17 protein-coding genes are annotated in these 18,390 nt (G+C 70.7%); 7 read left to right on the forward strand and 10 right to left on the reverse strand.

Features of this window, described 5'->3' with window-relative positions; translation table 11 throughout:
• Together groEL and groES are read right to left on the reverse strand one after the other, a co-directional pair.
• Positions 1-669: chaperonin GroEL (gene groEL / locus MKL01_RS19855; RefSeq protein ID WP_243906920.1), on the reverse strand; the 669-nt coding region annotated here is incomplete at its 3' end.
• A 72-nt stretch (positions 670-741) separates the two neighbouring features.
• Positions 742-1,032 (reverse strand): co-chaperone GroES, encoded by a 291-nt coding sequence (gene groES / locus MKL01_RS19860; protein ID WP_243906921.1) that lies wholly within the window; start codon positions 1,030-1,032, stop codon positions 742-744.
• A gap of 211 nt (positions 1,033-1,243) precedes the next feature.
• Between groES and MKL01_RS19865 the strand changes: the two genes are divergently transcribed.
• Together MKL01_RS19865 and MKL01_RS19870 are read left to right on the forward strand one after the other, a co-directional pair.
• Positions 1,244-2,230: a CorA family divalent cation transporter gene (locus MKL01_RS19865; protein WP_243906922.1), complete on the forward strand. Its 987-nt coding sequence runs from the start codon at positions 1,244-1,246 to the stop codon at positions 2,228-2,230.
• Between the two features lie 207 nt (positions 2,231-2,437).
• Positions 2,438-3,898 carry a methyl-accepting chemotaxis protein gene (locus MKL01_RS19870; protein ID WP_243906923.1) on the forward strand — a complete coding sequence of 487 codons (1,461 nt, stop codon included), beginning with the start codon at positions 2,438-2,440 and terminating at the stop codon, positions 3,896-3,898.
• Between the two features lie 12 nt (positions 3,899-3,910).
• Here MKL01_RS19870 and pdeM read toward each other — a convergent pair whose 3' ends face one another.
• Genes pdeM through MKL01_RS19885 form a run of 3 tightly spaced genes read right to left on the reverse strand, consistent with a single transcriptional unit; the run spans position 3,911 to position 8,303 of the window.
• Complete coding sequence (gene pdeM, locus MKL01_RS19875; protein ID WP_243906924.1) at positions 3,911-4,624, reverse strand: ligase-associated DNA damage response endonuclease PdeM; 714 nt, start codon at positions 4,622-4,624, stop codon at positions 3,911-3,913.
• 41 nt (positions 4,625-4,665) lie between these two features.
• Positions 4,666-7,332 carry a ligase-associated DNA damage response DEXH box helicase gene (locus MKL01_RS19880; RefSeq protein WP_409566292.1) on the reverse strand — a complete coding sequence of 889 codons (2,667 nt, stop codon included), beginning with the start codon at positions 7,330-7,332 and terminating at the stop codon, positions 4,666-4,668.
• A 14-nt stretch (positions 7,333-7,346) separates the two neighbouring features.
• Positions 7,347-8,303 (reverse strand): alpha/beta hydrolase, encoded by a 957-nt coding sequence (locus MKL01_RS19885; protein WP_243906925.1) that lies wholly within the window; start codon positions 8,301-8,303, stop codon positions 7,347-7,349.
• 282 nt (positions 8,304-8,585) lie between these two features.
• Here MKL01_RS19885 and MKL01_RS19890 point away from each other — a divergent pair, with 282 nt between their 5' ends.
• Together MKL01_RS19890 and MKL01_RS19895 are read left to right on the forward strand one after the other, a co-directional pair.
• Positions 8,586-8,927 (forward strand): DUF6460 domain-containing protein, encoded by a 342-nt coding sequence (locus MKL01_RS19890; protein ID WP_243906926.1) that lies wholly within the window; start codon positions 8,586-8,588, stop codon positions 8,925-8,927.
• 52 nt (positions 8,928-8,979) lie between these two features.
• The gene (locus tag MKL01_RS19895) at positions 8,980-10,344 is read left to right on the forward strand and encodes an MATE family efflux transporter (protein WP_243906927.1); all 1,365 of its coding nucleotides are present in this window, start codon (positions 8,980-8,982) and stop codon (positions 10,342-10,344) included.
• 99 nt (positions 10,345-10,443) lie between these two features.
• Here the strand turns inward: MKL01_RS19895 and MKL01_RS19900 are convergent, their stop codons facing one another.
• Entirely contained in the window at positions 10,444-10,785 is a 342-nt protein-coding gene (locus MKL01_RS19900) for a hypothetical protein (RefSeq protein WP_243906928.1), read from the reverse strand.
• A gap of 221 nt (positions 10,786-11,006) precedes the next feature.
• Here MKL01_RS19900 and MKL01_RS19905 point away from each other — a divergent pair, with 221 nt between their 5' ends.
• On the forward strand, positions 11,007-11,891 hold the full coding sequence (locus MKL01_RS19905; protein ID WP_243907001.1) for an HpcH/HpaI aldolase/citrate lyase family protein: 885 nt from the start codon (positions 11,007-11,009) through the stop codon (positions 11,889-11,891).
• A gap of 92 nt (positions 11,892-11,983) precedes the next feature.
• On the opposite strand, the gene MKL01_RS19910 is transcribed toward MKL01_RS19905, so the two are convergent.
• The 4 genes from MKL01_RS19910 to MKL01_RS19925 all read right to left on the reverse strand — a co-directional run bounded on the left by MKL01_RS19910 (position 11,984) and on the right by MKL01_RS19925 (position 16,150).
• Positions 11,984-12,274: a hypothetical protein gene (locus MKL01_RS19910; protein WP_243906929.1), complete on the reverse strand. Its 291-nt coding sequence runs from the start codon at positions 12,272-12,274 to the stop codon at positions 11,984-11,986.
• On the reverse strand, positions 12,271-14,568 hold the full coding sequence (locus tag MKL01_RS19915) for an FdhF/YdeP family oxidoreductase (RefSeq protein ID WP_243906930.1): 2,298 nt from the start codon (positions 14,566-14,568) through the stop codon (positions 12,271-12,273). Before MKL01_RS19915 ends, MKL01_RS19910 begins: the two co-directional genes overlap by 4 nt.
• Positions 14,569-14,726: 158 nt before the next feature.
• On the reverse strand, positions 14,727-15,803 hold the full coding sequence (locus MKL01_RS19920; RefSeq protein WP_243906931.1) for a quinone-dependent dihydroorotate dehydrogenase: 1,077 nt from the start codon (positions 15,801-15,803) through the stop codon (positions 14,727-14,729).
• Positions 15,800-16,150: a DUF952 domain-containing protein gene (locus MKL01_RS19925; protein WP_243906932.1), complete on the reverse strand. Its 351-nt coding sequence runs from the start codon at positions 16,148-16,150 to the stop codon at positions 15,800-15,802. Before MKL01_RS19925 ends, MKL01_RS19920 begins: the two co-directional genes overlap by 4 nt.
• Positions 16,151-16,470: 320 nt before the next feature.
• Between MKL01_RS19925 and MKL01_RS19930 the strand changes: the two genes are divergently transcribed.
• Complete coding sequence (locus MKL01_RS19930) at positions 16,471-17,103, forward strand: helix-turn-helix transcriptional regulator (protein WP_010681988.1); 633 nt, start codon at positions 16,471-16,473, stop codon at positions 17,101-17,103.
• Positions 17,104-17,196: 93 nt separating this feature from the next.
• The gene (locus tag MKL01_RS19935) at positions 17,197-18,294 is read left to right on the forward strand and encodes a two-component system sensor histidine kinase NtrB (RefSeq protein ID WP_243906933.1); all 1,098 of its coding nucleotides are present in this window, start codon (positions 17,197-17,199) and stop codon (positions 18,292-18,294) included.
• Positions 18,295-18,390 lie beyond the last annotated feature (96 nt).

The following is an 18,390-nucleotide window of genomic DNA, read 5'->3' on the forward strand; positions in this document are numbered from 1 at the left end:
GTGGATCAGGATGTACGGATCCTCGAGCTCGGCGACCATCTTCTCCGCGTTGGTGATGAAGTACGGGGAGAGGTAGCCGCGGTCGAACTGCATGCCCTCGACGACGTCGAGCTCGGTCTCGGCGGTCTTGGCCTCCTCGACGGTGATCACGCCCTCGTTGCCGACCTTCTGCATGGCGTGGGCGATCATCTCGCCGATCTCCTTGTCGCCGTTGGCGGAGATCGTGCCGACCTGGGCGACCTCGTCGGAGGTCGAGACCTTCTTGGCGCGGGCGACGATGTCCTTCACGGCGGCCGCCGTGGCGAGGTCGATGCCGCGCTTCAGGTCCATCGGGTTGATGCCGGCGGCGACGTACTTGGCGCCTTCGCGGACGATGGCCTGGGCCAGCACGGTGGCGGTGGTGGTGCCGTCACCCGCGATGTCGTTGGTCTTCGAGGCCACTTCGCGCACCATCTGGGCGCCCATGTTCTCGAACTTGTCGGCGAGCTCGATCTCCTTGGCGACGGTGACGCCGTCCTTGGTGATGCGCGGGGCGCCGAAGCTCTTCTCGATCACGACGTTGCGGCCCTTCGGACCCAGCGTCACCTTCACCGCGTCGGCGAGGATGTCGACGCCGCGCAGCATCTTATCGCGGGCGTCGGCGGAGAAACGAACGTCTTTCGCTGCCATGGTTTACCTCGATGTGGTTGGAGACGACCCCAAGGCCGGGACGGCCTCAAAGGGCGGGGGCGGGAATTCCGTTCAGAGGGCGACGACGCCCATGATGTCGGATTCCTTCATGATCAGGAGGTCCTGACCGTCGATCTTGACCTCGGTGCCGGACCACTTGCCGAACAGGACGCGGTCGCCGGCCTTCACGTCCAGCGGGTTGACGCGTCCGGCCTCGTCGCGGGCGCCGGGACCGACGGCGACGATCTCGCCCTCTTGCGGCTTCTCCTTGGCGGTGTCCGGGATGATGATGCCGCCCTTGGTCTTCTCCTCGCTCTCGATGCGACGGACGACCACGCGGTCGTGCAGCGGACGGAACTTCATGAGCTGCCCTCTTGCTTCAGGTCTGGAGTTGGCGTTGATGCGGCCGGCGGGACCGCTCGCGAACTCGACTGTTAGCACTCTGTCTCGGCGAGTGCCAAAGACGGCGGCGAGATAGGCCCGGACCGTTTCCGAGTCAAGGCTGTCGCACCGCTGCGCGACGATGCGATGACGCGGCGGCGCCCCCTTTTCCTCTCTTGGATAACGCGCTCTCATGCTGAGCCTGCACGGACCCGAAGGCCCGGTGGCGCTGCAACCCGGCAGCCCCATCGCCGGAGACGCCGTCTGGCTCGACCTGAACGATCCGAGTTCCGAGGAGGCGGACGCCGTCGAGCGGGCCACGGGCCTGCGGGTGCCGTCCCGGGCGGCCCTGTCGGAGGTCGAGACGTCGAGCCGCCTCCGCCGGGTGAAGGGCGGCCTCTCGCTCTCCACCCCGATGATCACCTTCGAGCAGAGCGCGTCGCAGCTGAAGCCGCTGGGCTTCCTGCTGACGAAGGATCACCTCGTCACCATCCGCTTCCATGACTTGCGGGCCTTCGAGTCCTCGGCGAAGCGGATCTCGGAGGGCGACGGCAGCACGACCCCGAGCGAGGTCTTCGTCGTCGTCCTGGAGGAGCTGGTCGACAGCCTCGCGGACTCGCTGGAGGACATGGCGACGGAACTCGATTCGCTCTCGACCCGGATCTTCGACTTCGACGTGCGCGGTGCCGACCGCCGCCGGCTCGAGAGCCCGCCGCCCCGCCGCCGCGACCTCGCGCTGCGCCGGATCCTGCGCGGGATCAGCAATCGCGGGAAGGTGCTGGGCAAGATCCGCGCGAGCCTGCTGGGCCTGGAGCGGATCGTGCCGTTCGTCTCCGCCGCCTGCGACGGATTGGGGCTGCCGGAGGACGGCCGCTTCGAGACGATCAAGCGGGACATCGAATCCCTCGACGAATTCGAGACCCGGCTGGCCGAGAACGTCCAGTTCCTCCTGGACGCGGCGCTCGGCCTGATCAACATCGAGCAGAACAACGTCTTCCGCGTGCTCACGGTCGTGTCGGTGGTGGGCGTGCCTCCGACCCTGATCGCATCCATGTACGGCATGAATTTCAAGCACATGCCGGAGCTTGATTGGGCCTACGGCTACCCCTACGCCCTCGCCCTCATCCTTCTCAGCGCACTCGCGCCGATACTCTATTTTCGGATGCGGGGATGGTTTTGATGCAACACTATCAATGGAAGTCTGTTGCCGAACCGGCACTTCGATTTATTTATATCCAGATCTAGCTACAAATGTAAAATTGTATGAATTGATCTTGATTCGCATATTCATATGCAATGATTTCGTTATCTGAGTCTGATCGCCGGTTTTAAGTTCACATTAAGGAGAAGCTGGTTTGCATTCCTATGCAAGAGACCGGATTCGGACATGTTCAAGCGTAAGTCCTATAGCGATTCGGACGCCAAGATCGACGCCCTGAACCGATCACTGGCCGTCATCGAGTTCTCGATGGACGGGCGCGTCATTCACGCCAACGAGAACTTTCTGAAGGCGATGAAGTATTCGCTCGGCGAGCTCGTCGGCCAGCCGCATCGCATCCTCGTCGAGGACACCGAGGCCAAGTCGGAACGCTACGCGGACTTCTGGCACAAGCTGAGGAGCGGCCAGTACCTCACCGGAGAGTTTCTCCGGCTCGACAGAGACGGGGAACGCGTCTGGCTCGAGGCGAGCTACAACCCGATCCTGGACGCGGACGGCAGGCCGGTGAAGGTCGTCAAGTTTGCGACGGACATTTCGGTGAAAAAGAACCAGATCGACCGTCTGAAGTCGATGATCGACAACATGCCGGTCGCCGTGATGACCGCCGACCCGCGCGACGATTTTCGGATCGACTACCTGAACGCGACCTCTCGCAAGACCCTCGCGCCGTTGGAACAATATCTCCCGATCAAGGTCGACGAGATGCTGGAGCACTCCTTCGACGTGTTCCACGAGAACCCGCATCACCAGCGCTCGATGCTGGCCGATGCGAGCCGCCTGCCGCACCGGACCAACATCAAGCTCGGGCCAGAGACGCTCGACCTGCAGGTCACGGCGGTCAACGACCCGGACGGGAATTGCATCGGTCCGATGCTGACCTGGGCGGTGGTGTCCGCGCAGGTGAACATGGCCTCCGAGGTCACCCACGTGGTCGAAGCGGTGGGATCGGCAATCCAGCAGATGCAGCGTTCGGCCGAGGGGCTGACCCAGTCGGCCGGCTCCGCCCGGCAGAAGGCGTCGTCGGTGGCGGCCAATTCCGACCAGATGAACCACGCGATCCAGGAAATTTCCGGGCAGGTCGGCCGGGTGTCCGAGCGGGCGCAGCAGATCGCCACCCAGACCGAGACCACGGACGCGACGATGCGGCAATTGGCCGAGAACGCCCGCAAGGTCGACGCCGTGGTGGGCATGATCAAGATGATCGCCGATCAGACCAACCTGCTGGCGCTGAACGCGACGATCGAGGCGGCCCGCGCGGGCGCGGCCGGCCGCGGTTTCGCGGTGGTGGCCAGCGAGGTCAAGGCCCTCGCCGAGCAGACCGCCAAGGCCACCGGCGAGATCACCCAGCAGGTCTCGGCCATCCAGAGCGCCACCGGCGAGGCGGTCGGCGCCATCGAGATGATCACCGCGGCGGTCGGCGAGCTGTCGAAGCTGACCCTGGCGATGGCGAGCGCCGTCGAGGAGCAGGCCGTCTCGACCCACGAGATGTCGGGCAACATCGGCGGCGTCTCCGAGGCGGCCAACGCCACCGGCCAGCTCGCCGAATCGGTGCGCGGCATCGCCGACGACCTCGCCGCGCACTCGTCGAGCCTGTCCGACAGCGTGATGCGGTTCATGAAGACGGCCTGAGCCGGGCCGCGCTCAGTCCCGGGCGAGCTGCCCGCGACCGATGGCGAAGACCCGCCCGTCGCCCAGGAGGTGGGCGGTGAAGCCGTTCCGGAACAGGCCCTCCACGGCCTTGTCGCGGACATTGAGACCGCCCGCATAGGCACCGAAGGCCGGCATCACCACGCGCGTGCCGTCGGTGACGAAGCAGCGGCGCCGCACCGCGCGGCCGCGCATCGCGACCTTGCCGCAGGGGTGGAGATGGCCGGCGATCTCGCCGGGCGCGTCGCCGGGGCTCGGCTCGTGGCGCAGCACCAGACCGCCGAGGGTCAGCGCGTCGGCGTAGCGACCGCCGACGCCTTCGTTCACGGCGGCATCGTGGTTGCCGGCGATCCAGACCCAGTCCCGGCCCTGCTGGAGCGCCGCCACCATGGCCCGGTCGCCCGGCTCCATGCGCTCCGGCCCCCTGGCGTCGTGGAAGGAATCCCCGAGCGCGACCACCCGGGCGGGATCGTGGCGCACCACCGCCTCGTGGAGGCAGGCCAGCGTCTCGCGGGTGTCGTAGGGCGGCAGGAACTGGCCGGTGCGCGCCGCGTAGGAGGACCCCTTCTCCAAGTGGAGGTCGGACACGATCAGCGTCCGGTGGGCCGGGAGCCAGAGGCCGCCGCAGAGGTCCAGCACCAGGGTTTCGCCCGCGAGCAGCAGGGTGGGGTGCTTGTGAGTCTTCTCGAGTCTCAGGCCGGCCGCCAAGATCGCATCCTCGGTCTCATAGGGGGAGGGCGGATCGGCGGTCAGGACAGGGCCTCTTGAAGAAGCTCCGCCTCGGCCTCGGCCAGGATCTCGTCGGCGCCCTCGCCGTAGACCCGCTCGCGCCCGATCTCGAGCATGACGGATACGGAGAGCGGCGAGACCCGGTCGAGGGACCTGTGGATGATTCGCCCCCGGATGCGCTCTAGCATCATGCCGAGGCGCCTCACGTCGAGGAGTCCGGTTGCCGCATCCTGCCGCGCGGCCCGCAGCAGCAGGTGGTCGGGCTGGTGCTTGCGCAGCACGTCGTAGATGAGGTCGGTGGAGATCGTGACCTGCCGGCCGGACTTCTTGAGGCCCGGATGATGGCGCTCGATCAGCCCGGCGATCACCGCGCATTGCCGGAAGGTGCGCTTCATCATCGCCGACTCGTCGAGCCACGCCTCCAGGTCGTCGCCCAGCATGTCGACGGCGAACAGGTCCGCGATGAAGTCCGGGTCGAGGGCGGCGCGCTCGGAGACGTCGCGGGTCGTCCAGATCGCGATGCCGTAATCGTTGGCCGCGAAGCCGAGCGGCCGAAGGCCTGCGCGCTCCAGCCGGCGGGTGAGCAGCATGCCGAGCGTCTGATGGGCGAGGCGGCCCTCGAACGGGAAGGCGGTCAGGTAGTGGCGCTTGCCCCGGGGAAAGGTCTCGACCAGCAGGTCGCGCTCCCCCGGCACGACCGAGCGCCGGCGCTGCTGGAGCAGGTATTCGCCGATCTGGTCGGGCAGGCGGTCCCACGCGAACGGGTCGGCGATCAGCGCCCGGACCCGGGCGGCCAGGAAGGTCGAGAGCGGAAACTTCGCGCCCGCGTAGGACGGGATCGCCGGATCGGTCCCGGGCGGCGCGCGGGTGACGAGGCATTCGTCCTCGGCCAGCCCCTCGAACCGCAGGGTCTCGCCGGCGAACAGGAAAGTGTCGCCCACCGTCAGGGTCTCGGCGAACTCGTCCTCGATCTCGCCGAGGACCCGCCCGCTCTTCGGCAGCACGGTGCCGGGCTTGCCCCGCAACGACCGGCCGAGCCGCACCCGCACCCGCGCGGCCTCGACGATGGTGCCGACATTCATCCGGTAGGCCTGCGCGGTCCGGGCGTCGCGCACCCGCCACAGCCCGTCCGGCCCGCGCAGGATCTTGGCGAAGCGCTCGTAGGCGCGCAGCGCGTAGCCGCCGGTGGCCACGTAGTCGACCACCTGCTCGAAGGATTCCCAGGAGAGGTCCGCATAGGGCGTGGCGGAGACGATCTCGTCGTAGAGGTCGAGCGGGTCGAAGGCGTCGGCGCAGGCCATGCCGAGCACGTGCTGGGCGAGCACGTCGAGGGCGCCGAGCCGGGCGTCCGGCGTGTCCTGCGCGGCCTCCTCGACGGCGTCGAGGGCGGCCTGGCACTCCAGCATCTCGAACCGGTTGCCCGGGACCAGATAGGCCTTCGAGGGCTCGTCCATGCGGTGGTTGGCGCGGCCGATGCGCTGCATGATCCGGCTGGCGCCCTTGGGCGCGCCGACATTGACCACGAGGTCGACGTCGCCCCAGTCGATGCCGAGGTCGAGGGTGGCGGTGCAGACGATCGCCCGCAGCTGGCCGGCCGCCATGGCGGCCTCGACCCGGCGGCGCTGCTGCGCGTCCAGGGAGCCGTGGTGGATGGCGATCGGCAGCCCGTCGTCGTTGAGGCGCCACAGCTCCTGGAACGTGTACTCGGCCTGGAGGCGGGTGTTGACGAAGACCAGCGTCGTCCGGTGCTGGCGGATCAGATCGTAGATCGCCGGCATGGAGTGCCAGGCGGTGTGGCCGGAGAGCGGCAGGGCCCGGCCGAGGTCGAGCATGCGCAGATCCGCCCTCGCGCCGCCGGAAACGGTGACGAGGTCGGCCATGGGCGGTTTGCTCCCTCCTCCCTCGGCGGGAGCGGGTGGCCCCTGCGTCAGAAGGGGTCGGGAGAGGGAAGCGACGCGTCCGGACAGATCGCGCCGGGAGCCGAAACCCGCAGCGTCGCGCTGCCCCTCTCCCTCCCCCCTCTGGGGGCCACCCTCCCCCACAGAGGGGGGAGGGGGAAGCGGTCCCTGCGGCACCAGGTATTTCCGCAATTCGTCCGGCTCGCGCACGGTCGCCGACAGCCCGATCGCCGCCAGCCCCGGGCTCAGCCGGTGCAGCCGCGCCAGCGCCAGCGCCAGGAGATCGCCGCGCTTCGACGTCACCAGGGCGTGCAGCTCGTCCAGGATCACGCAGCGCAGGCCGGAGAAGAACGCCGACGCCTCGCGATGGGCGATCAGCAGCGCCAGCTGCTCGGGCGTGGTCAGCAGGATATCGGGCGGCCGGCTGATCTGGCGGGTGCGCTTGTGGGCCGGCGTATCGCCGGTTCGGGTCTCGACGCGCACCGGCAGCGCCATCTCGGCGATGGGTGCGTCGAGGTTGCGGGCGATGTCGACCGCCAGCGCCTTGAGCGGCGAGACGTACAGGGTGTGCGGACCCTTGGGCTTCAGCGGCTGCGCCCCGCGCTCCGAGAGGGCGACGAGGCTCGGCAGGAATCCCGCGAGCGTCTTGCCGGCGCCGGTCGGTGCCACCAGCAGGGCCGAGCGGCCGGCGCCCGCGATCCGCAGGAGGTCGAGCTGGTGCTGCCTCGGCACCCAGCCGCGCGCGGCGAACCAGGCCTGGAACCGGTCCGGCAGAGTCTTGGGCAGGATCTCCGCCGGATCGCTCAGGCGAGCGCCATCAGGAAGCGGTCGATCAGCTCCAGCGCCTGCTCGCTCATCGGGCTCGGATAGCGGACGAAGACGTGGCAGCCGCCGGGATAGATCGCCGTGTGGCCGCCGTTGCCCGCCGCGGCCCAGCGCGCCGACATGTACAGCGTGTCGTCCAGCAACGGGTCCGCGGTCCCGATCGTGAACAGCGCCGGGGGCAGACCCTTCAGCTCGGCGTAGATCGGCGACACGTCCGGCCGGCGCCGGTCGATCCCCTCGCGGACGTAGCCGTCGGCGAAGTGCGTGAGGTCGCGGGTGTTGACGACCAGCCGCTCCTCGCCCCAGTTCCGCACCGACGGGGTCAGGCCGAGGTCGAAGAAGCCCGCGTTGAGGTTGGCGCCCCGGAAGGCCCGCGGCAGGTTGTGCTGGTCGCGCAGGCGCAGCAGCACCATCACGGCGAGGTGGGCGCCGACCGATTCACCGCCGATGGTCAGGGCGTGGACGCCGAATTCGGCCTTGCCGGGACCGGCGAGCCACAGGGCCGCCGCCTCGCAGTCGAGGAGGGCCGCCGGATAGGGGTTCTCGGGCGCGAGCCGGTACTCCACCGAGATCGCCACGAAGCCGCAGGCATCGGCGATGCGCTCCAGCCAGGGATCCTGCTCGTCGGCCGAGCCCCAGACCCAGCCGCCGCGGTGGATGTGCAGGTAGGCGCCGCGCAGTTTGGTGCCGGGCTTCGGCCGGATGACGCGGAGCCTGAGCGGCCCGCCGGGGCCGTCGATCGTCAGCCACTCGGCCCGGGCGCTGTGCCGCATCGCGGGGGCCGCCTTGGTGCCGGCGCGGCGGCGCTCGCGCACCTCCGCGATCGACAGCGACCAGGGATCGGGCAGGGCGGCGTAGGCCGCGACGATCTCGGCGTTGAGCCGGAGCGTCTCGGGATCGATCGTCGCCGGGTCGAACAGGGCGTGGTCGATCATCGTGCGTTTGATCCCGTCGGCACACAGAGCCTCTCACGAACGTCCCGGTCTTCCGAGAGCTCTCCCATCGGCGACGACTGCGCAGAGGGTGTTTCGCGCGACGCTCAACCTATCACCAGTCCCCACATCTTGGCGGGACCGATGCCGCTTGCCATCTCGGGTTCGCGGTAGAAACCCGCCAACGCTCGATCGGCCCTCCGGTTTCGTCGCGGTGTGGTGTGCCGGCCACGGTTCCGCCCGCTTCGTCGCCGATCCGGAACCCGGGGATTCTCAGAGGATGCGATGCTCGTCGATCACGACCGGCGCCGGCACGGCGCACCGCCGGACGGCGCCTACGGGGCTGAGCCGCCCCGCACAGGCGATTCGGCGCTGCGCCGCTTTCTCGGCGGCTCGCCCACGGGCGTGTTCCTGCGCCTGCTGTTCCTGTCGGTGCTGGTCGGCGCCTTCCTGTCGATGCTCGGCCTGACGCCGGGCCGCCTGTTCTGGCACCTCTACGATTCGGCGCGGGCGCTGCTGGACGTCGGCCTCGCCTCGCTGCACGATTTCGGCGGTTGGATCGTCGCCGGAGCGATCGTGGTCGTGCCGCTCTGGCTGATCGCCCGCCTGTTCGCGGTCGCCCGCTGACTTGCGCCGCCGGGCGGGAGCTCGACCGGTTCGCGTCCGCTCGGGTCGCGGCATGACCACCATCCTCGCCAGCCCGGGCCGCCCGACGCATCGCCGCGTCCTGGCGCTGGCCCTGCCGATGACCCTCGCCAACGTGACGACGCCGATGCTCGGCTTCGTCGGCGCGGCGGTGATCGGCCGTCTCGGCGACGCGGCCCTGCTCGGCGCTATCGCCCTCGGCGCCGTGATTTTCGATGCGATCTTCTGGTCCTTCGGCACCCTGCGCATGGCGACCGCGGGGCTGACCGCGCAGGCGTTCGGCGCCCGGGACGGCGCGGAGATCGACCGCATCCTGGCCCGGACCCTGACGGCGGGCGCCGGGATCGGCCTCGCCCTCGTCGTGCTCCAGTGGCCGATCGCGCGGATCGCCTTCGCGATCAGCGGGGCGAGCGACGCCGTGACCGGAGGCCTGGCGACCTACTTCCACATCCGCATCCTGTCCGCCCCCTTCGTGCTGGCGAGCTACGGCGTGCTCGGCTCGGTGCTGGGACGCGGGCGGACCGATCTCGGCCTGCTGCTCCAGGTGGCGATCAACCTGATCAACATCGGGCTGACGCTCCTGCTGGTCCTCGGTCTCGGCCTCGGGCTCGCCGGCGCGGCGCTGGCGACCCTGTGCGCGGAGGCGTTCGGGCTCGGGCTCGGGCTCGTCGTGCTGGCGCGTCTGGGCTCACGCCCTTTCCGGGTCCCGCTGCACGCCCTGCGCGACGCCGCGGCGATCCGCAGGACGCTGCAGGTCAACGTCGACGTGATCCTGCGGACGCTCGCGCTGATCACCGGCATCGTCCTGTTCTCGGCGCTCGGCGCCCGGCAGGGCGACGTGGTGCTGGCGGCCAACTCGGTCCTGTGGAATCTCTTCCTGATCGGCGGCTTCTTCCTGGACGGCTTCGCCACGGCAGCCGAGACCCTGTGCGGCCAGGCGGTCGGCGCCCGGGATCCCGAGGCGTTCCGGGCGGCCTCCGGGCTGAGCCTGCGCTGGTGCCTGGGCTTCGGGGTCGGCGTCAGCCTGCTGTCCTTCGCCGGCGGCCAGGGCTTCATCGACTTCGTCACGACGAACGGGCCGGTTCGCGAGGCCGCCCGCACCTACCTGCCACTCGCCGCCCTGGCGCCGCTCGCCGCCGCCGCGCCCTTCGCGTATGACGGGATCTATATCGGCGCGACCTGGACGCGGGCGATGCGCAACCTGATGTTGTGCGCGCTCGCCGCCTACGGGGCGTTCCTCGCCATCGTCCAGGGTCTGGGACTCGGCAACACCGGATTGTGGCTCGCCTTCGTGGGCTTCCTCGGCGCCCGCGGCGTCGGTCAGGCGATCGCCTTCCCGGGACTCCTCCGCGGGACCTTCCCGGACGCGGCTCCGACGACCGCCGCCGCGACGCGCTGAGGCGCGGATCCGACCCGGGATGCCGGTTCGGCGCGGGACGAGGCCGTAACGGCACCGCGAGGGGCCGTCTTCCGGGATCCGGCTATGCCGGACGACGCCCTATCGTGGGTCCTTCCAGCCCGTCGCCACGGGCGCCGGCGCCGCCTGGGCGACAACCGGTGCCGCGCGGGGCATGTCCGCCTCCGCGCGGCGCGGAAGCGGGCGCCGGACGGCGACGGAGCGGTAGCGCCGTCCCCGCCTAGCATGGCGGCGTCCGCGCTCGGTCGAATTGCCCACGAGACCGCCGACCACCGCACCCGCGACCGCGCCGATCGGGCCGCCCACCAGGGCGCCTGCCACGGCACCGGACCCCACACCCAGGGTCGCCCGGCTCTGCGCCACGGCGGCGCCGGGCGCGGCGAGCGCGGCCGTCAAGACGAGGGCGGCCAAGACTTTGCGCATGACGTCAATCCAAAACGAAAAACAGAATTGACCGGCCTTCAATCGGGAGAACGTGACCAAATCGCGACGACCCCAAGTCCGCCTCGGAGCGGTCACAAAAACCGCGCGGATTCTCAGGAACGCGATACGCCGGCGTGGCTTACGTGGCCGCCTGCGTTAGGGTGCACCGCAACGACGGCGGGCCGCCCGGCGGCCGCACGAGGGAGAAAGCCGTGGCCACGATGATGGACCTCCGACTGCGCCGGAGCGTGCTCTACATGCCCGGTTCGAACCAGCGGGCGCTCGACAAGGCCAAGACGCTCCCGGTCGACAGCATCATCCTCGACCTGGAGGACGCGGTCGGGCCGGAGGAGAAGGAGATCGCCCGGGAGCAGGTCTGCGCGGCGGTCACCAGCGGCGCCTATGGCAGCCGCGAGCTGGTCATCCGGGTCAACGCACCACAGACGCCCTGGGGGGAGGCGGATCTCTACGCGGCGATCCAGGCCAAGCCCGACGCGATCCTGATGCCGAAGGTCTCCTCCTCGGCCGTGCTGGAGAGCATCGCCGACCGGCTGGAATCGCTCGACGCCCCGGAGGATATCGCCGTCTGGGCGATGATCGAGACGCCGGCCTCGATCCTCAACATCCAGGAGATCGCCAAGGCGCGGCGCGACCCGCGCAACCGTCTGACCTGCCTGGTCCTGGGCACCAACGATCTGGCCAAGGACACCTGGGCGAAGATCGTACCCGGGCGCGTGCCGATGCTGCCCTGGATGATGATGGCGCTCGCCGCGGCCCGGGCCGAGGGCCTGGCCATCCTCGACGGCGTCTACAACGACATCGCCGACACGGAGGGCTGCCGGGAGGAGTGCCGGCAGGCGCGCGACCTCGGCTTCGACGGCAAGACGCTGATCCACCCCACGCAGCTCGAACCGGCCAATTCCTCGTTCGCGCCCACCGACGAGGAGGTGCGCCGGGCCAAGCTGGTCATCGAGGCGTTCGAGCGCCCGGAATACGCCAAGCGGGGCGCGATCAAGCTGGAGGGCCGGCTCTACGAGCGGCAGCACCTCGGCGTGAACCGCCGGGCGGTCACATGGGCCGAGGCGATCAGGGCGAAGGGATTCTGATCCACCGGTTGCCCGGACGGCGCGCTGCCGTCGCTCGGCGCCGAGCGACGCCGTCCGGGAGCGCGGCGCTCTGCGGTGTCACACCGCCCCGATCACACAGTGACGACGGGGGTGACGGCATCCGGCATCGCGTACCGCGTCCGCTGGGTGCGCGCGTCGCGCGACAGGACGGCGATGTGCCCGGCCTCCGCGAGCCCGGCCAGCGCCCGCAGGACCAGGGCGTGCTCCAAGCCGAACGTCCGCGCGAAGGCGCGGCTGTCGCCCGGCAGGCCGAGATCCAGCGCCGCGAGCAGCGCAGCTTCCAGGGGATCGAGGCCCGGATGGGCGGCCGCCACCCGGTCGAGCGCGGCGACGAACGCCGCCGCGTCGGGCGCCGTACTCACGCCGCCGTGCGCGCCTGCAGGGTCACCAGCACCGACTTGGAGGTCGGCGTGTCGCTCCCCTCGCCGAAGGTGGAGAGCGGGACCAACACGTTCAGCTCCGGGTAGTAACCGGCGAGCGCCCCGCGGGGCATGTCGAACGGCACGAGGCGGAAATCCTCCGCCCGGCGGCTGATGCCGTCGTCGTGCGTGCCGACGATGTCGACGCGCTCGCCGAGCCGATCCCGGATGGCCGCGAGGTCGTCGGGATGGGCGAAGAGCACCCGGCGCTCGCCGTAGACGCCGCGGTAGCGGTCATCCAGGCCGTAGATCGTGGTGTTGTACTGGTCGTGACTCCGGAACGTCTGGAGCACGAAGGTGTCGTCGGTCCTTCGGGCCGCCTGGTGCTCGGTCTCGGCCGGCAGGGCGTCGGCGGAGAAGTTGGCGCGGCCCGTGGCGGTCTCGAACACCCGCTCGGCCGCGAGGTTGCGCAGCATGAAGCCGCGCGGCCGGCGCACCCGGGTGTTGTAGCCGGAAAATCCCGGGATCGTCGCGGCGATCGCCTCGCGGATCCGGTCGTGATCCGCGGCGAAGCCGTCCCAGTCGATGGCCGCGGTGCCGACCGTCGCCGCGGCGATACCGGCGATGATGGCGATCTCGGAGCGCAGCTCCGGCGAGGCGGGCTTGTTGATGCCGCCGGAGCCGTGAACCATGCTCATCGAATCCTCGACGGTCACGATCTGGACCTTGCCCTCTGCGTTCCGGTCGATCTCGGTGCGGCCGAGGCAGGGCAGCAGGTAGCCGATTGCGCCGGGCACCAGGTGGGCGTGGTTGAGCTTCGTGGCGATGTGCACCGTGAGCCGACAGGCCGCGAGGGCCCGCGCGACGACCGGGGTGTCGGGCGTCGCCCGCAGGAAGTTGCCGCCGAGCCCGATGAACGCCTTGGCCCGGCCGTCCCGCATGGCGCGGATCGCCGCGAGCACGTTGTGGCCGTGCCGGCGCGGCATGGCGAGGCCGAAATGTTGTTCCAGGGCGTCCAGGAAGGCGGCGGCGGGGCGCTCGTTGATGCCGACCGTCCGGTCGCCCTGCACGTTGGAATGGCCGCGCACCGGACAGAGGCCCGCGCCCGGGCGGCCGATATGGCCGCGCAGGAACAGCAGGTTGGCGATCTCCCGGATCGTCGCCACGGAGTGGCGGTGCTGGGTCACGCCCATCGCCCAGGTGGCGATGACCCGCTGCGCCCCGAGATAGACGTCCGCCATGGCGGCGATCTCGTCCATCGTGAGGCCGGACTGGTCGAGGATCGCCTCCCAGGTGGTCGCCTCGACCGCCGCCCGATAGGCGTCGAGCCCGGCGGTGTGGTGGTCCAGGAAGGCGCGATCGAGGAGCGAGGGCCGGCCCGCCGCCAGCGCCTCCGCGTCCCGGGCGAACACGATCTTGGCGATGCCCCGGAAGGCCGCCATGTCGCCACCCGAACGCGGCTGGAGGTAATGGCTGGCGATCGGGCGGCTCGAACCGCGCAGCATCTCCACGGTGTTCTGCGGATCGGCGAAGCGCTCCAGCCCGCGCTCGCGCACCGGGTTCAGCACCACGACCTCCGCGCCGCGCTCGGCCGCCCGGCGCAGGTCGCCGAGCATGCGCGGATGGTTGGTCCCGGGGTTCTGGCCGACGCAGAAGATCGCGTCCGCCTTCTCGAAATCCTCCAGGAGGACCGTGCCCTTGCCGATGCCGATCGCCTCGATGAGGGCGACGCCGCTCGCCTCGTGGCACATGTTCGAGCAGTCGGGAAAGTTGTTGGTCCCGTAGGCCCGGGCGAACAGCTGATACAGGTAGGCCGCCTCGTTCGAGGCGCGGCCGGAGGTGTAGAATTCGGCCTGATCCGGACGATCGAGCCCGCGCAGGGTCGCGCCGATCTCCGCGAAGGCCTCGTCCCAGCTCACCGGCCGGTAGCGGTCGCTCGCCGCGTCGTAGCGCAACGGGTGCGTCAGGCGGCCCTCGCCCTCCAGGGCATAGTCGCTCCAGCCCCTCAGCTCGGTGAGCGTGTGGCGGGCGAAGAACGACGGCGGCGTGCGCTTGTCGGTGGCCTCCCAGGCGACCGCCTTCACGCCGTTCTCGCAGAATTCGAAGGACGAGCCGTGCTCCGGGTCGCCCCAGGCGCAGCCGGGACAATCGAACCCGTCGGGCTGGTTGGCCTTCAGCAGGGCCCGGGCGCCGCTGAGCGGTGCGCGGCTGCCGAGCAGGTGCTTGCCGCAGCTCTTCAGAGCGCCCCAGCCGCCGGCCGCGGATGAGCGCTTGGAAGACCCTTCAGACTGGGCCATGAACCGTCCTGGATTGGCTGATGCGAGCGGTCTCGCAGACGCGAGATAAGCGCCTCCGGCCCGCGCTCACAACGGCGTGCGCGCGCAGGCCCCTCATGCGCGGCACACAGGCTAAGCTCCGGCTCCGCAAAGTCTTTCTAAACTGACCCGCGGGCCGGTCACGCGGACTTGGCCAGCGCGGCGGCGTCCCGGCCGACCGCGTCGCGCAGGCTGGCGACGCCCGCCCGCTCCATCCGCACGAGCAGGCCCGCCTTGATGCGCCCGACCAATCCGGGCCCGTCGTAGACGAGGGCCGAGTAGAGCTGCACCAGGCTCGCCCCGGCCAGGATCTTGGTCCAGGCGGCGTCCGCCGAATCCACGCCCCCGACGCCGATGAGCGGCATCGCATCCCCGACCCGCAGGCGCGTCTGGGCGAGCATCCGGGTCGCCGGGCCGAAGAGCGGCCGGCCGGAGAGTCCGCCGGTCTCCCGGGCGAGTGCCTGCTCGACGAGGCTCGCCGGCCGCGCCACCGTGGTGTTGGAGACGACGAGGGCCTGAACGCCGCGGCGCTGAGCCGTGGCGCAGACCGCGTCGAGGGCGTCGAGCGCCATGTCGGGGGCGATCTTCAGGAGGATCGCCGCCCGGGCGCCGGAGGCGTCGCGGGCCTCGACCGTCCGGGCCAGCAGTTCGTCGAGGAAGGCCTCGCCCTGGAGGTCGCGCAGGCCCGGGGTGTTGGGCGACGAGACGTTGACGGTGACGAAATCGACCAGCGGCGCCAGCGCCGCCGTGCAGGCGGCGTAGTCGGCGAGCCGGTCGGAGGCGTCCTTGTTCGCGCCGATGTTGACGCCCACGAGACCGGGCCGGCCGGCCCGGGCGCGAAGCCGCCCGGCCACCACCGCCAGCCCCTCGCTGTTGAGACCGTAACGGTTGATCACCGCCCGGTCGGCGGCGAGGCGGAACACCCGCGGCCGCGGGTTGCCGGGCTGCGGTCGCGGCACGACCCCGCCGACCTCGACGAAGCCGAAGCCCAGGCTCAGGAGCGCGTCCGGGACGCGCGCGCCCTTGTCGAAGCCCGCCGCGAGGCCCACCGGGTTCGGAAAGCGCCGGCCGAGCAGGTCGACGCCGAGACGCGGATCGTCCGCCGGGACTTCCCTCGGGGGCATCAGCGCCAGCGCGCGCAGCGTCAGGTCGTGGGCGCGCTCGGCATCGAGCCGGTGGAGGAGTGGCCGCACAAGCGGGAAGGCGAGGTCGATCATGCCGGCGGGAGCCCCGCCGGGAGGATGTGGCGACCGTCCTCGCCCAGCGGCAGGTCGTCCACCGCCGTCACCGCGTCGAGCGGCAGCACGCCGTAGAGATGCGGGAACAGGTCCCCGCCCCGCGAGGGCTCGTAGCGCAGGCCGGCGCCCAGCCGATCGGCTTCGACCGCGATCAGCAGCAGGTCGGCCTGTCCGCCGAAATGGCGCGCGGCCGTCTCGGCGACCTGAGCCGCGGTGGAGAAGTGGATGAAGCCGTCCTGGCGGTCGATCGGCGCGCCGGCGAAACCGCCCGCGGCCTCCGCCTCCCGCCACAGCGCCCGCGGGCAGATCTTGTAGATGATCGGCATGGAGGCTCCCTCAGACCCGACGCGTCGATAGGGATGCCGCGGGGCGGCGGCCATCGCGCGCGCCGACCGACACTGCGCCGATTTCGATGAGCGATTGCATTCTCTGCACCGTAGTTCTACTTTCCTACGACGAGGATGAGCGTCATAGAGCCGCGCCTGAAGCAAGAGGCCAGATGCGGACGGTGCCGCGTCTGGTAAATCCGCGCGTACCCGGGTGCTGGTCGTGCCCGGCGGGAAGATCGTCTCCGTACCTCCGAGGCAGCCGGTCGACGGCTGCGGGAGGGGTCCCGGCCCGCTCAGGGTGAGCCTCCGAGTCCGACATGCTGTCGCACGAGCAGATCTGGAACGCCATCGACCGGCTCGCCGAACGCCACGGCTACTCGGCCTCCGGACTCGCCCGGCGCGCCGGACTGGACGCGACCAGCTTCAACCGCTCGAAGCGCGTCGGCGCCGACGGACGCAAGCGCTGGCCCTCCACGGAATCGGTGTCGAAGGTGCTGGCAGCGACCGGGTCCAGCCTGGACGAGTTCCTGCGGCTGATCGAGGCCCGCGAGATCCCCGCCCGGACCATGGTGCCGCTGATCGGCCTGACGCAGGCGGGCGCGGGCCGGCTGTTCAACGACGAGGGCATGCCCACGGGCGGCGCGGGCTGGGAGGAGATCGAGTTTCCGGACCTCGGCGAGGAGCGGGCCTTCGCGTTGGAGATCCAGGGCGATTCCATGCTGCCGCTGTTCCGGGACGGCGACGTGCTGATCGTGTCGCCGACGGCGAGCGTCCGCAAGGGCGATCGCGTCGTGGTCCGGCTGCACGGGGGCGAAGTCCTCGCCAAGGAACTGAAGCGGCGCACCGCCCGCACCGTCGAGCTGGCCTCGCTCAACCCGGAGCACGAGGACCGGACCCTGAATCTCGGCGAGGTTGCCTGGATGGCCCGGGTGATGTGGGTGCGCCAGTAGACCGAGGGGAACGGCCCCGGCTTGGCCGGAACGCCGTTCGTCGCTATCGGTGGCCCACGCGGGCCTCCCGCATCCGCTGAGCGCGAACGCAGCATGGCGCAGCCCGGGACGGGTCACGGTTCGGACGACGGCGTGCCGCTCGCGGACGCCGCCCGCACGTTGCTCGACGCGCTGCCGACGCCGAGCGTCGTGTTCGACGCGGAGGGGCGCCTCCTCCACGCCAATCCCGCCCTCGAACGCCTGACCGGTCATCCGGCGGCGCGGCTGGCGGAGCACGGCCTCGGGCTGATCCTGGCGTCCCGCGTGACGGCGCCGGATCCGGGCCGCGACGACGACCAGGAGTTCCTGGCCGCGCGCGCGGACGGCACGGGCTTCTGGGCCTGCCTGACCACGGGGCCGCTGCCGGCGACGCCGCTGCGCGTCGGCCAGATCCTGGACGTCACGGCCCGGCACGAGGCCGAGGGCGGCCTCGCGCTCTCCCGCCAGCGCGAGGCGCTGGGCCTCCTGACCAACAGCGTCGCGCACGAGTTCAACAACTTCCTTCAGATCCTGATCGGCTACATCGACGGCCTCAAGCGCCGGCTCGGCGACCGCCAGGAACCGTTCATCCAGCGGGCGATCTCCCGCTCGGCCGACGCCACCGAACGGGCCGCGATCCTCACGCGCCAGCTCCTCGCCTATTCCCGGCGCATCGCCCCCGACGTGCGCGCGGTCGATCTCGACGCCATCGTGGCGGATCTCGCCGACCGCCTCGCCCCCGATCTGCCGCCCGGGATCCGCCTCGCCGTCGCGACGACGCCGGGCCTGCCGCCGGCGATCAGCAATCCGACGCAGATCGAATTCGCCCTGCGGCACTTGGTCGCCAATGCCTGCGAGGCCATGCCGGCGGGGGGCACCCTGACGCTCTCGACCTTCCGGATCGAGCCGGGCGACCGGATGATGCAGCATCCGGAGGCGGGCACCGTGGGGATCGCGGTGGCCGATACCGGCCAGGGCATGTCGCCCGAGATGCTCGCCCGCGCCCTGGCGCCGTTCCAGACCAGCCGCGAGGCCGGGCGCGGCGCCGGCCTCGCGATCGTCCACGGCCTGATGAAGCGCCAGAACGGGACCATCACCCTCGACAGCCGCGTCGGGGAGGGCACCCAGGTCCGGTTGTCGTTCCCCGCGGCGCCGGATCGGGCGCTCCACTGACGGCCTCGCCGGGTCGAGCGGCCCGGGCGCCGCCATCGTGCTGTCGTCGGGCAGGACTAAAACGCAGGCTCAGCCGTTCCCATATTGTCACTGGCG

This window comes from Methylobacterium sp. J-070 (assembly GCF_022829385.1).
Taxonomy (GTDB): domain Bacteria; phylum Pseudomonadota; class Alphaproteobacteria; order Rhizobiales; family Beijerinckiaceae; genus Methylobacterium.

Bases quoted from the DNA above. Each gene is read 5' to 3' on its own strand.
- MKL01_RS19925 (WP_243906932.1), bottom strand. From the start codon at position 16,150: ATGCCGATCATCTACAAGATCTGCCCGCGGGCGCTGTGGCGGGAGGCG.
- MKL01_RS19865 (WP_243906922.1), top strand. From the start codon at position 1,244: ATGCTGAGCCTGCACGGACCCGAAGGCCCGGTGGCGCTGCAACCCGGC.
- MKL01_RS19895 (WP_243906927.1), top strand. From the start codon at position 8,980: ATGACCACCATCCTCGCCAGCCCGGGCCGCCCGACGCATCGCCGCGTC.
- groES (WP_243906921.1), bottom strand. From the start codon at position 1,032: ATGAAGTTCCGTCCGCTGCACGACCGCGTGGTCGTCCGTCGCATCGAG.
- MKL01_RS19905 (WP_243907001.1), top strand. From the start codon at position 11,007: ATGATGGACCTCCGACTGCGCCGGAGCGTGCTCTACATGCCCGGTTCG.
- MKL01_RS19900 (WP_243906928.1), bottom strand. From the start codon at position 10,785: ATGCGCAAAGTCTTGGCCGCCCTCGTCTTGACGGCCGCGCTCGCCGCG.
- MKL01_RS19915 (WP_243906930.1), bottom strand. From the start codon at position 14,568: ATGGCCCAGTCTGAAGGGTCTTCCAAGCGCTCATCCGCGGCCGGCGGC.
- MKL01_RS19870 (WP_243906923.1), top strand. From the start codon at position 2,438: ATGTTCAAGCGTAAGTCCTATAGCGATTCGGACGCCAAGATCGACGCC.
- MKL01_RS19920 (WP_243906931.1), bottom strand. From the start codon at position 15,803: ATGATCGACCTCGCCTTCCCGCTTGTGCGGCCACTCCTCCACCGGCTC.
- MKL01_RS19885 (WP_243906925.1), bottom strand. From the start codon at position 8,303: ATGATCGACCACGCCCTGTTCGACCCGGCGACGATCGATCCCGAGACG.
- MKL01_RS19935 (WP_243906933.1), top strand. From the start codon at position 17,197: ATGGCGCAGCCCGGGACGGGTCACGGTTCGGACGACGGCGTGCCGCTC.
- MKL01_RS19930 (WP_010681988.1), top strand. From the start codon at position 16,471: ATGCTGTCGCACGAGCAGATCTGGAACGCCATCGACCGGCTCGCCGAA.
- MKL01_RS19890 (WP_243906926.1), top strand. From the start codon at position 8,586: ATGCTCGTCGATCACGACCGGCGCCGGCACGGCGCACCGCCGGACGGC.